This window comes from Algoriphagus aquatilis, assembly GCF_042657405.1.
GTDB lineage: Bacteria > Bacteroidota > Bacteroidia > Cytophagales > Cyclobacteriaceae > Algoriphagus > Algoriphagus aquatilis.
In genome coordinates this window covers 65,046-77,717 of the sequence record NZ_JBHSKS010000002.1, presented here as the reverse complement: position 1 = coordinate 77,717, position 12,672 = coordinate 65,046, and the positions used below count along the sequence as shown (strand labels likewise).

Genomic DNA, 12,672 nt, shown 5'->3' with positions numbered 1-12,672 from the left:
ACTTAGGAATTTTTGGGGTATGTCCTTGATTTTTTTGGTGTTAATGTTACTCTTCAGGGTGATTGAGCTACTGCTGATTTTTAACAATCACGTGGTAGATTTTACTTTTTCAGACGTAGTCATGTATGGTGTTTTAGAAGATCTAAAGTGGATTTTTTACTTCCTAGGTCTTGTTTTCATCGTTTTTCTCACCTTATCCCTCGTGTCAAAAGGTTTTGCAAAAATCCTAGCACAAGGCGTAATGACCTTGGCCTTAATTATCCATGTAGCACTGATTTTTTACTTTACCAAAACGCTTTTGCCTCTTGGAAAAGACCTTTTTGCCTACAATTGGAATGACCTCGTACTGACGATATCCTCATCCGGCCAATTGAATTTCACTAATGGCATCCTGGGAATCGTATTGATTGCCTTCCTGCTTTGGCTTTTAAACCTTGGGATCAAGTTTATCCCGCTTAAGCTAAACCTTTCCTTGTTTCTGACAGGAGTACTATTTTCCATGGTAGTCTCTTTCGCAGTTTTACCTAACCTCATCAGTGCCGGTACCAGTGAAACCAGACGAAATGTTGAATTGAACAAATCCCGTTTTTTGACTGAGGAAGCGTTTGATTATTGGCTCTATGGAGGTGAATACTACTTTGATTTTTATCTGAGGGGCAGCAACGAAGACCTTTTGGTGCAAAAAGAATTTACCAACGATGAATACCCTTTTGTTCATAAAAGCAATTATCCTGATGTTTTAGGTCCATTTTTCGATTCGCTCCAAAGACGACCTGATATTGTTTTTATTTTCATTGAAAGCTTGGGTAAAGCCTACTCCGGAAAAGATGCCTACTTGGGTTCGTTCACTCCCTTTTTGGATTCGTTGGAGCAACATTCATTGGTTTGGACAAATGCCATTTCATCCACAGGTCGAACTTTCGGACTCTTACCGGGTGTATTTGGAGGTTTACCTTTTGGAGAAAAAGGGTTTCTTGAACTTTGGGAAGAATTCCCTTATCATCAATCCTTATTGAGCGTGCTCAGAGAAAACGATTATGAAGTAAGGTATTTCATAGGTGCCGATCGAAACTTTGACAAAGTCTCCAACTTTCTGGAATACCAACAAGTACATCAACTCGAGGATGAATCCACTTTTCTTTCAGGCTTTCCTAAGTCACCCTCCCAAAATGGATTTTCTTGGGGATATGCAGACAAGGAACTTTTCAAAAATGGGTTGCAGAAATTACCACTAAATCCAGAAAAGCCTCAAGTCAGGATTTTTCAGACCCAAACTTCACACGACCCCTACCTCGTTCCGGAAAGGGAAGCCTATGCTGCAAAATTAAAGTCTCATTTGACCGATTACTTGGGATTGAGTGCTGAGAAAGTGGCAGAATACATGGCTTATCAGGACATTTACATGACGGTACTGTATGCTGATGATGCGGTGAAGCTTTTTATAAATGAATACAAGAAACGGCCTGAATTCAGCAACACCATTTTTGTCATCACCGGTGACCATAGATTGCCTGAGGTTCCGATGTCCTCCAGAATAGACCGTTTTCATGTCCCGCTGATGATTTATTCTCCTTTAATTAAGCGCAGGGATTACTTCAAGGGATTAAGCAGTCACTATGAAATCACTCCTTCCCTTCTCGCCTTTTTGGAAAAAAATGCTGGAATTAATTTACCGGAGGAAGTTACTTGGCAAGGTCAAGTTTTGGATACAGCCAGGACTTTTCAGTCAAAAATTGCCATGCCTTTGATGAGAAACAAAAACCAGCTCCTAGACTACATCCATGGAGAGTTTTTCCTGTCTGACGGTCAGGTATTTTTAGTTTCTGATGGTTTAAACATCGATCCTATTGATGATGGAGATGTTTTGAATCGACTAATTGGAGAATTTGAGGAGTTTAAAAACAAAAACAACTACATGGTTCAAACCAGAAAACTCCTTCCTCCACCTACGCTGTCTAGCAACTAAACTGCGGGTATTCCGGTTTTTCAGCTATTTGCTGATCAAAAACGATGATTCTTGATCAGCTACTGCGTGATGAGAAGCCAATTCAACCGTGGGTGAGGAGTCAACGAAAATCGAAAGCTCTTATACCCTAACCGAAAGGAATTTGAATGATAGATAGTTGATTTAATCTTTAGCTTTTAGAGCTTCATCCATGATCTGCTCCAAAAGAGGATTGTAATAATTCCAAAAGAAACTTCGACGATCTGAAAAATCAGCGGCCACATACAGAGATCTCCAAAGGAACGGAAGGCCTGAGAATCTAGGAGAACCCAAGTCTTCCTTTATCTCTGAAAAATCCCCAGCAAAATAATATTGCCTGCTTTTATCCAATTGCCTAAAGACCACAGCCGGGAAAAATCTAGGCAAACCCATCGTTCTCAATCGCTTTAGGCCTTCAGCGGTAGGGTTGATATCATAATAAGAAACTACCTGATAATCCCGCTCTATCAATACCACATCAAACCAATCTGGATAGGGAACTACCTGAGGCAATGAAAACCCATGTTTATTCACTTTTTGAGTCCGGATCAGAGGAGTTTTATTAAGGACATCCCTATTGAAAATAAAGGCTTCAATCTCTCCGCTTTCTTTCAAAAAGATTAAACCCGGACCTATCAAATCCCATTTTCCATGTTGAATTTGGTATTGACTAATCATCCATCTGGGTATGTCTTTGTTTTGAACAGTATCCAGCTCATCAAAATACCTGCCTATCCAACCTGTCCATTTCACCCCCATTAGGTTTTCAAATTCAGTTCGAATTGGTTTGGGTGTGGGTGAGGCCATTGAATTATATTCTGCAATGACCGTTTTTCCCTGACGCTTGGCACTACTGATTAGCTGAATTTCAGCCAGGTCCATGCCGCCGTATATTTTCTTACTTGGGCTTTCCACGGGCGGTTTATCAAAGTCATTCTCAAATACACCATAGGTATCAGCAAAAAAGATGAGGTCATTTTTGGCAACCAACGAATCGATTTGGCTTTTTGATTTCCCAGTCAAGTCCCTTTTTTCTCCCCTAGTTTCAGTTCCATTTGGAAAAAAACCGAGGTAATCCATTGACTTGTCATAAAAATGGCCGGACGAATTTTGAATTTTACCGTGCTCCATCGTCCAAAATATCCCCTGATGCTCGGAATAAGACTTGTCCCTGACAGTTTTATCGATGATCAAAATATCTGCAAGCTGGGTGGGAGTAGAAAACCAGATCAAATAACTGATCAAAGGAATGCCGATCAGGATCAAGATGAATGGAAGTAATCGGGTCAAAAAAAGTTTTAATTCTATTTTCATGGACAAGGGCTGGCTTAAAACCTGTATTCAAAACCTACAGATAGATTGAGGTTGTTTCTAAAGTTGTCTACTGATAATTCGTCTCTCGAATATCCGGTAAACCCGTAAATCATAAATTTGGAAGTCACTAAATGCTGGTACCCCAGACGAGCTCTGTAGGAATTCAACAGCTGAGTTTGGTCTCTGGTCTCTTCATCAGGAGAAACCCCTGTTCCAAGCTGTATGCTGAAAAAATCCTCTGCAGACTTGAAATAGTACCTAGCCGTAAACTGACCTGAAGTGCCGGTAGACGTAGAAGAAGGGATCACATTTGTCCTGAGATTCAACCACCAATTGCCCACATATTTCCCTACCGAACCCGTCAATATATGAGTAGCGGTGGTAAAGCCTAGGTATCGATATCCACCCTCCACCTCCCAGGCCTTGGGAAGATTATGAAAATATGAGGCTCCGAATCGGACTTTAGGAAAAAAGCTGGCACCAGAACCTCCCAAATTGAGATAGGCATAGCCATTTTTCCCAATTGAGGGATAGGCATCTAACTCAAATTGAGTCCCAAACCGATCAAATCTCGATGATTGGGTTACCCTTGCAATAAATGCTCCAGTCAACTTGGTACGGGTACGGGCATAGACTGACCACGTATGCCAAGAAGCAATATCTCCATAAAAGGTATCGTAATCATAGGTGGCCCCTACTGCATTGGTGTTTAACAGCCTTTGGAGATTTTGCATATATCCAAGTATTCCTTCTTGGCTGTAACCTTTATCAAAAAGCGGCTTTGCGATCGCGAAAGCTTCTTCGTAATGCTCTCTGAAATAAAGAAGTCTGGATTCTCTGTATGCGATTGGATCAGGCAATGGATCACCTAAATTGGATTTTGCGATTTTAAGGACTTCATCAGCTTTTGGAAGATTGTCCGACCAAAACAGGTTGTCCAAAAAGCCAGAATAAGCATCGGCATATGCTGGAGATGAAATAATTGCTCTTTCAAAATAGATCGAAGAGGAATCATTTTTCCCTTCCCAGGCATAACTTCTCCCCACCAAAATCAGGATATCCGCATAGGTTGGATATTTATCCAAAGCACGGAAAGCTATTTTTCTTCCCTCTTGGTATTTGCCTGCGAGGATAAGTGTCCTAGCTTGACCTAATAATTCATCCGGATCAAATGACTCTTGGCCTTTTGATCCAAAAGTAAGTGAAAGGATGAGCACTAAAGAGAGTATTATTCTATTCATCAGTTGGTTGAGGCTGAGGTTTGAATGTTCTTTTTGTCATCTGCTTTTTTGAATCCTGTTCGGATCATTCCACCCCATCCACCTTTTCCTTTGATAAAGTCGATATGGCCTTTCAATCCCCACCAAATAATTTTTGGGTGTACAATAAATGGCTCCATGATAATCATCCAGATTAATTTTCTAAGGTCCTTCTTGTCCTTGTAGTTGTTGAAAGCCACTTGTTCATACAAGACACTGAATGCTGATACCAACAAGGATAACAAATACATCAAAGCCAACAAGGCAAAAAAGTAGATGGCACTGAAGTCTCCTGTGAACAAAAGAATCAGGGTATAAATCAATCCGGTAATTTCCAAAACAGGCCCGGACTTCTCAAAAATGGACCAAAAGGGATAGGAAACCATACCCAATACACCATACTTTGGATTAAACCGCGCGGTCCTATGAAGCTGCAAAGTCTCAATCGTACCCCTCATCCATCGGTTACGTTGACGAGACAGTACCTCTTCACTTTCAGGAACTTCTGTCCAGCAAAGCGGATCGGGCACAAAGCCCAATTTGTAAGGAATATTTTGCTCATCCATATACCTTCTCATCCGCACGACCAGCTCCATGTCTTCACCCACTGTTTTGGGAAAATAGCCTCCCACTTTTCGGACAAGGTCAGTTTTGAAAAAACCAAATGCTCCTGAAATAAGCATCAAACCGTTGATTCTGGACCATGCCATTCTTCCCATCAAAAAGGCTCGGAAGTATTCAATCACCTGAAATTTTCCCAAGGTAGTTTCTGGTATTCGGTAATGAGTCACAGTACCATCCTGTACATCACAATTGTTTGCAATCCCGATTACCCCACCTACTGCGATGACCTTCCTGTTAGTCTCTTCCATAAATGGACGCACCATTCGGCTGATGGAGTCACTTGAAAGAATGCAATCCACATCAATACAGGCAAGAATATCCATAGAGGCCACATTGATCCCGGAATTCAAAGCATCGGCTTTTCCTCCGTTTTCTTTGTCTATAACCATAAGCCTTCTATAGGAAATATTACGGGACCTGTAAATTCCTCTTACCGGCTTCGTTTCGATTTCAGGATGATATGCAAAATTGGTTTTTTCAAGATCGAATGAGTCAATGAGTTTATTCAGGGTGTCGTCTCTCGAGCCATCATTGATGATGATGACTTCAAACTTGCCATAGTGAAGAGAAAGTAAGCTTTGCGCATTTTGCACAATAGTTTTTCCTTCATTGAAAGCAGGCGCCAAGATAGAAACACCAGGTGCAATTGGAGAGGTAATGATATCTCCATAATCGGCAAATCGATTTTTCCGAATGTAATCTCTCATCTCCAATGCACTCAATATCATCAGGGTAATGTATATAGCGATTACACCAAAGCTGAGGATCAAAAACATCCATCCAAAAACTTCCAGAAGAAAGTAAAAAAGAAAGTTATACATAGCTTAACATAGGGTCTAGGATGTGAGCTCTCAATTGAACCGTGGTGGGATCGACTTTACCTAAGGTGACTTGGTCAAATTTCAATTTGTCAAGATGATAAAGTGCCCTTAGGAATTGTTTTTTGAGCTTAAAAGAATAGGAACCAGTATTTAATCTTTTGAAAATGATATCCACCGTAGCCGTGTCTCCCAAGGTGGCGGCAGCCTTTGCGGCATACCATGCCACTTTCTCATGTTCAGATTGTAAACAATCATTTATGAAGTGGATCTCCATGTGAGCACCAAGCACTTCAAACGTTTCAAGAATCTCCAATTTCTCCTCTTCTGAGGCCTCCTGGCTGATGTTTGACAAATGGCCAATAAGGTCCACACGTCCAAGCATTCTTACCAGTTTAATGGCAAAAACTCTGATTGATGGGTTAGTAGATTCAAACAAAACCTCTATTCTAAGAGGCTTGAAGTTGTTTACAAACTTGATAATGCGCAGGTAATTCATTTGCTGCCAATCAGACAATGGGAAGCTTTGATCTTTCAAAAAGGTTAAGTCTGCTTTTTGGGACAAATTCAGCAAGGTGGCTACTGCTTGCGATCTGACGTGGAAATTTTCGGAATTGGCAAGCTTTTCTACACGTGTCAACGCTTCCGACAGATCCATTTCATTAATCTGAACCAGGGCCTCGGTAACTTTATGCCATTTGGGAGAATCCAACATTTCAAGGGAAAACTTATCCAATCCAAGTTTCTGGTAAATCAATTTTAATTTACCCTTGAATTCGCCTTTCATTTTTTTATTGAGGCCAATAATGTTATCAATTAAAACCTCTTTAAATAATTGATTATTAATATCATCCTTTGAAAAATATTCATAAAAATCCACCGTGTTCATAGCATGTATCTCTTCCAATTCCTTTTCAAAAAGAAGGCTGGTAAGAGGATCTACTATTCTATTTTCATATTCTTGGAGGAGGTTATCTCTTTTTGTTTTTTTCAATTTTAGGAATATCATAAAAATGATCATGCCTATAGAAACAACAAAAAAGAAAACAATTATACCTGTAACAATAAATAATTTGAAATCAGAAATAAACAGAAGTTTAAACTTCAATAAAGGTGAATAAGGAGCTTTTTGAGCTAATGCTACCAAGTCTTCCCTAGGATCACTTTCTTCAAAAACCGGTTGAAAATCACCATTCCGAATCAGATTAGCCACGTATTCTTGAGTAGCTGAAAGAGTAGATGGACTTGAAAAAACATAAAAAGTTAAAGCCCAAGCCACGCTGTCTTCTATTAGCTCATTTTCCTGAATCTTTAAAAGATCAAAGTCGTCAAAGACTTTAGAATAATAACCAGAATCAGTCTTGGAAAACTCAAAAGTATTTAGAGAATCTATGGTAGCTTGATTAGTACTTTTTTCAATTTTCCATTTGTATCCAAGTCCAGGGACATTTTTTTGTAGTAGGATAAATTTCAAAAATTCCGCACTGTCTTTAGGAACCAAATTCTCTTGAGCGGAAGCTAAAAAACTTCCCAATCCAATAAATAGGAAAGTTAAAAGTAGTTTTCTTCTCATATGACCTATCTCAAAACCCTTTTAACTCGTATGGCCAATTCATTGGGATTGAATGGTTTTGGAATAAAATCAGCTACCCCCAAATTGAAGGCTTCCAACACAACTTGTTCTTCTTCACCAAGCGAACTCAGCACAATGATTGGAGTATCTGGGTGATTCTTTTTTGCATGATGGATAATCTCTATTCCACTTTTAAATGGCATCATCACATCTGTAATAATTAGATCAGGAAGCCAAGAGTCAATGGCTTTTACACCTTCATTTCCATCTTGCACCAAAAGTGTATCATAGCCATCTTTCTTTAATCGAAACTGGACGAGGCTGGAAATCAGGCGATCATCCTCAATAATAAGGATCTTTTTCATAATAAACGGTTATTCTAATCTTAAATATAGCATCTCAAACCTATTATCTAACAGATTATACCATTCAAATAAGGAGAATTTATATAGGGTGAAAATCAAATGCACTTATTCGCATTTTAGCCTTCTTTCAGAGCCATTTGTCAAAAAAAAAGTTTCAAAAAAAAAATCTTCCTAAATAGTCAAAGGGCATTTATTAGCTTGCTGACTAAAGAATAACCATCAAACGAATGAAAAAACTATTTCTGAAAGCAAGCATGCTTGGATGCTTGGTGATGGGGATACTCAGCCAAACCGTATGGGGTCAAAGTGACCCTACCGGCAAAAGGCGGGTTACCTCAACCTACGCTATCACCAATGCAACGGTCATCTCAGCTCCTGGACAAGCTGGCACCAAAGCAACCGTTATATTCAAAGATGGAGTGATTTTGGGTGTAGGATCTGGACTCCAGATACCTAAAGAAGCTAAAATCATTTCAGGGGACTCCTTATTTGTTTATCCTGGATTTATAGATGGTGCTGGTTCTATGGGAATCACCAGACCCAAAGAGGCAGAAAGACCCAAAGACCTCGTGTCCTCTAATCCACCCGATGAATTTGCTGGAATAACTCCATGGAGATCTGCCGTAGATCAATTTGCGATCAGCGGAAATCAAGTGGATGATTGGAGAAAGACTGGTTTTACCATCAGCCAAATTCTCCCTGATGGAGGCATGCTCCCTGGAAAGGCCGCTATCATGGTTTTGGGTGACGGAAATGCTACAAACCTTATTCAGGTTAACTCCAGTTTAGCTGCAAATTTCCGTGGTTCTAGAAACATGTATCCTGCAACTTTAGCAGGGGTTATGGCAAAGTTCAGAGATGTCTATCAGAATACCACCTTAGCCCTTGAGCATGAAAAAATGTATGCTTCCACTGCCGGGGTGAAAAGACCTCAGACTACTCCCACTCAAGCTGCTATGGCAGCTGCTGTTCAAAAGCAGATTCCTGTGCTGTTCACTGCTTCATCAGATCTTGAAATCAGAAGAGCATTAGCATTGCAAAAGGAGCTGGGATTTAAACTGGTCTTAACCGGACTTGAAAATTACGAAACCGTAATCGATCAAATCAAAGCCTCAGGCACTCCGGTGCTGATCAAATTACAAGTGCCGGACGATAAGGCTGTAAAATCACAGAAAACTGAAGGGGTAACAGATGCTACAAAAGCCCAATACCAGCGCGTGAAAGAATCCTATGAAAAAGCGCTTAAGCAAGCTTCAATGCTTGAAAAGGCGGGGATTCCATTTGCATTTTCTACGGCTGACGCCAAGCCAGGCGATGCCATGAAGGCCATTCAAACGATGATCAAAAACGGTCTGAGCGAAAAAGCTGCCTTTGCAGCCCTTACTACCAATCCTGCCTCCATTTTAGGAATTTCAAGAGTAGCCGGTTCTATTGAAAAAGGTAAAATGGCTAATCTAATTGTATCGACGGACGCTGTATTCCATGAAGATGCTCAAATCAAGCATGTGGTTGTAGATGGAAATATTTTCACCTACGAAGTAAAAAAGAAAGCTGCCAAAGAAGAACAAAAATCAACTGGAGCGGCTGGCACTTCGGTAGAGGGCGTTTGGGAATATACCTCTGAAACACCTGCAGGAAGCTCTGGTGGTGAAATCGTTTTGAAAAGAGAAAACGGTGTTTTGGGTGGTACCATCAGCTATGACGATCCTGCCGGATCAGGTAAAGTCACCTCTCCGATCAAAAATGCTACACTCAATGGAAAAACATTAAGCTTTGATTTTGCAGTATCTGCCGGAGGAATGAGTCTCAACGTCACGGTCACCGGGGAAATCAACGGCAATACCATGGAAGGTTCTCTCTCTGTTCCTCAAATGGGTTCTTTCCCAGTTAAAGCCACTCTTTCTTCACCAAGCCTAAGCAACTAAACAGATGAAAAAGCTCAATTTTATACTTGCTGCTTTCTTGGGCCTAGGTTTGAGTACCGCTCAGGCACAAGCTCCCAAAGGAAGTGTTTTGATTAAAAACGCAACTGTATTAACCGTCACCAAAGGAAATCTGGAAAACTCGGATGTACTGGTTCAAGACGGAATCATCAAGCAAATCGGCAAAAATATTGCAGCACCTGCCGGTGTTCAGACCATTGATGCCACAGGCAAATACGTGATGCCTGGAATCATCGACGCACACTCACACGTCGCATTGGATGTAGTGAACGAAGCCTCCGCACCGATCACCTCAGAAGTCCGAATGAAAGATGTGGTCAATCCTTTTGAAATCGGAATCTACCGTGCCTTGGCAGGTGGGGTGACTATTTCTCATGCCATGCACGGATCAGCCAACGTAGTAGGTGGACAAAACGCAACCTTGAAACACCGATGGGGCGCCAAAGACCCTGCAGACATCATCATGCAAGACGCTCCGCGTACGATCAAGTTTGCTTTGGGTGAAAACCCAACCCGAGTACACGGACGTGGAAACGGAATTCAGCCTCGTACCCGAATGGGTGTGGAAGCAGTGTTGAGAAATGGTTTTAGCGAAGCACTCCAATACAAAAAAGCATGGGAAACTTACCATGCTGCGAAAGCAACCAAGGGAAACACCCTTACCCCTCCTGCTTACAGTGAGCGTCTACAAACGTTGGCGGATATTCTGGACGGCAAAATCATCATCCATTGCCACTCCTACCGTGCAGATGAAATTTACATGCTAATCAATGTAGCAAAGGATTTCAACATCAAGAAGCTCGTTTTCCAGCATACCAACGAAGGCTTCAAAGTAGCTCCTGAAATTGCCGAATACACCATGGGGGCGTCGGTCTTTGCAGACTGGTGGGCATATAAAATGGAAGTTTATTATTCCACAGCCTACAACGCAGCCATCCTTCAGCGTAACGGAGCAATTACCTCAATCAACTCTGACTCTGCTGAACTAATTCGTCACCTTTATCATGAGGCTGCCAAAACTCAGCGTTACGGAGGTTTGACAGACGATGAAGCTTTGGCCATGATCACGATCAACCCTGCCAAGCAGTTGGGAATAGATGATAAAGTGGGTTCTATCGAAGTGGGTAAGCAGGCGGATATCGTGATTTTCGATACCCATCCGCTTTCTTCTTATGCAGTACCACAAATGACCTTTGTGGATGGTGTGAAATACTTCGACATCAAAGCGGACAAGGATGACCAGCGACAGCTTGTTGCTGCCACCGAAATGGTGGAACCGATTTTCCTGAGAGCCAATGAAGAAGCACATCGCTGCATGCAAGATGTAGATGCTTACTTTGAAGCCTTCCAAGGAGCTTTCTACCACGAAAAACACTAATCACCCCGAAAATTCAAGAATCACATGAACCGAATTTTAAAAACCTTTTGCGCCTCTATTCTTGCCCTGCTTCCCGTGGTGGCAATGGCCCAGATCGACGGGGAATTTGTAAAACCTCGCACCGGTAAATTTCTCCTGAAAAATGCTACCGTAGTCACCGTGACCAAAGGAACCTTGAACAACGCTTCTGTCCTGTTGGAAAACGGTAAAATCTCCCAAGTGGGAACCAATATAAATGCCTCTGATGCAGAAGTTATCGACTGTACCGGAATGTTTATCTATCCGGGAATGATTGATGGCGGCACACGCCTTGGCTTGGTTGAAGTAAGTTCTGTACCTGAGACCGTGGATTATGCAGAAAATGGAAATGTTACTCCAAACATGCAGGCTTTGACGACAGTCAATCCTAATTCTGAAGCCATCGGAGTAACCCGGGTTTCCGGAGTGACTACAGTATTGACAGTTCCTTCCGGAGGATTGTTTCCAGGTACAGCTGCCTTGATCAACTTGAATGGCTACACACCTGATCAGATGTACGGAGGATTCAAAGCAGTTGCAATGACCTTCCCAAGTTCAGGCCGACGTGGTCGATTCGATCGCAGATCTGAAGAGGATATCAAAAAAGACTCAGACAAAGCCTTGAAAGATGCCAATGATATCTGGGACAATGCCAAAAGCTACCTCGAACTGAAAAAGTCAGGTGCTGAGTTGTCATACTATCCAGAAATGGATCAGCTGGCTAAGGTAATCTCCGGAGAGCTTCCGCTTCTAATCGAAGTCAATGCTGCCTCTGATATACAGAATGCCATCAAATGGGTGCAGGGAAAAAATATCAAGGTGATCTTCACTGGAGTAGCCGAGGGATGGAGAGTAGCTGAGGAAATTGCGAAAGCCGGTATTCCAGTAGTTACAGGTCCTGTGCAGGAACTCCCAACTCGTCAGTCTGACCGATACGATGCAGCATATACCAACGCAGGTAAGCTAGCCAAAGCCGGAGTAAAAGTAGCCCTAAGGACTGATGAAGAAGAAAATGTAAGAAACCTGCCTTTCCACGCTGCCTTTGCCGCTGCATATGGACTTGGAAAAGAAGAAGCGCTTAAAGCAGTCACCATCAATCCTGCAGAGATCTTTGGCATCGCCGATCAATATGGATCTGTCGAAGCTGGAAAGAGAGCTAATCTGATCGTCTCGACAGGTGACCCTTTTGAGACTCGAAGCCAAATCATCCATGTCTTCATTGACGGATACCGAATCCCGATGTCAAACAGACACATCCGATTATATCAGGAATTCCTCGAAAGATCTCCTGGATTAAAATCGAAATAATCCTTCCAATAAGCCATGAGATTTATTCTTGTGGCTTTTTTTACTATTAATTGAAAATCGGAAGATTGGAAAATTTCAATTCACAAAT

General features: G+C 41.7%; 9 protein-coding genes. 4 read left to right on the top strand and 5 right to left on the bottom strand.

All coding sequences use genetic code 11. The annotated features are described in order from the left end of the window. Positions 1-19: 19 nt before the first annotated feature. Complete coding sequence (locus tag ACFPIK_RS02605) at positions 20-1,966, top strand: LTA synthase family protein (protein WP_377911924.1); 1,947 nt, start codon at positions 20-22, stop codon at positions 1,964-1,966. Between the two features lie 162 nt (positions 1,967-2,128). Here the strand turns inward: ACFPIK_RS02605 and ACFPIK_RS02600 are convergent, their stop codons facing one another. Genes ACFPIK_RS02600 through ACFPIK_RS02580 form a run of 5 tightly spaced genes read right to left on the bottom strand, consistent with a single transcriptional unit; the run spans position 2,129 to position 7,937 of the window. Beyond that, positions 2,129-3,298 carry a hypothetical protein gene (locus ACFPIK_RS02600; protein WP_377911922.1) on the bottom strand — a complete coding sequence of 390 codons (1,170 nt, stop codon included), beginning with the start codon at positions 3,296-3,298 and terminating at the stop codon, positions 2,129-2,131. A 14-nt stretch (positions 3,299-3,312) separates the two neighbouring features. Next, positions 3,313-4,539, bottom strand: a complete 1,227-nt coding sequence (locus tag ACFPIK_RS02595; protein ID WP_377911921.1) for a YaiO family outer membrane beta-barrel protein — start codon at positions 4,537-4,539, stop codon at positions 3,313-3,315. Further along, positions 4,539-6,002 carry a glycosyltransferase family 2 protein gene (locus ACFPIK_RS02590; RefSeq protein WP_377911919.1) on the bottom strand — a complete coding sequence of 488 codons (1,464 nt, stop codon included), beginning with the start codon at positions 6,000-6,002 and terminating at the stop codon, positions 4,539-4,541. Before ACFPIK_RS02590 ends, ACFPIK_RS02595 begins: the two co-directional genes overlap by 1 nt. Further along, positions 5,995-7,572, bottom strand: coding sequence for a hypothetical protein (locus ACFPIK_RS02585; protein ID WP_377911917.1), 1,578 nt, complete (start codon positions 7,570-7,572; stop codon positions 5,995-5,997). Before ACFPIK_RS02585 ends, ACFPIK_RS02590 begins: the two co-directional genes overlap by 8 nt. A gap of 5 nt (positions 7,573-7,577) precedes the next feature. Continuing rightward, the gene (locus ACFPIK_RS02580) at positions 7,578-7,937 is read right to left on the bottom strand and encodes a response regulator transcription factor (RefSeq protein ID WP_377911915.1); all 360 of its coding nucleotides are present in this window, start codon (positions 7,935-7,937) and stop codon (positions 7,578-7,580) included. A gap of 227 nt (positions 7,938-8,164) precedes the next feature. Between ACFPIK_RS02580 and ACFPIK_RS02575 the strand changes: the two genes are divergently transcribed. The 3 genes from ACFPIK_RS02575 to ACFPIK_RS02565 are packed head-to-tail and all read left to right on the top strand — an operon-like array spanning position 8,165 to position 12,584. Continuing rightward, positions 8,165-9,862: an amidohydrolase family protein gene (locus ACFPIK_RS02575; RefSeq protein WP_377911913.1), complete on the top strand. Its 1,698-nt coding sequence runs from the start codon at positions 8,165-8,167 to the stop codon at positions 9,860-9,862. Positions 9,863-9,866: 4 nt separating this feature from the next. Further along, on the top strand, positions 9,867-11,258 hold the full coding sequence (locus ACFPIK_RS02570) for an amidohydrolase family protein (protein ID WP_377911910.1): 1,392 nt from the start codon (positions 9,867-9,869) through the stop codon (positions 11,256-11,258). 24 nt (positions 11,259-11,282) lie between these two features. After that, on the top strand, positions 11,283-12,584 hold the full coding sequence (locus ACFPIK_RS02565) for an amidohydrolase family protein (protein WP_377911908.1): 1,302 nt from the start codon (positions 11,283-11,285) through the stop codon (positions 12,582-12,584). Positions 12,585-12,672 lie beyond the last annotated feature (88 nt).

Coding starts and splice junctions, on each gene's coding strand:
- ACFPIK_RS02595 (WP_377911921.1), bottom strand. CDS start 4,539: ATGAATAGAATAATACTCTCTTTAGTGCTCATCCTTTCACTTACTTTT.
- ACFPIK_RS02600 (WP_377911922.1), bottom strand. CDS start 3,298: ATGAAAATAGAATTAAAACTTTTTTTGACCCGATTACTTCCATTCATC.
- ACFPIK_RS02590 (WP_377911919.1), bottom strand. CDS start 6,002: ATGTATAACTTTCTTTTTTACTTTCTTCTGGAAGTTTTTGGATGGATG.
- ACFPIK_RS02575 (WP_377911913.1), top strand. CDS start 8,165: ATGAAAAAACTATTTCTGAAAGCAAGCATGCTTGGATGCTTGGTGATG.
- ACFPIK_RS02580 (WP_377911915.1), bottom strand. CDS start 7,937: ATGAAAAAGATCCTTATTATTGAGGATGATCGCCTGATTTCCAGCCTC.
- ACFPIK_RS02585 (WP_377911917.1), bottom strand. CDS start 7,572: ATGAGAAGAAAACTACTTTTAACTTTCCTATTTATTGGATTGGGAAGT.
- ACFPIK_RS02605 (WP_377911924.1), top strand. CDS start 20: ATGTCCTTGATTTTTTTGGTGTTAATGTTACTCTTCAGGGTGATTGAG.
- ACFPIK_RS02565 (WP_377911908.1), top strand. CDS start 11,283: ATGAACCGAATTTTAAAAACCTTTTGCGCCTCTATTCTTGCCCTGCTT.
- ACFPIK_RS02570 (WP_377911910.1), top strand. CDS start 9,867: ATGAAAAAGCTCAATTTTATACTTGCTGCTTTCTTGGGCCTAGGTTTG.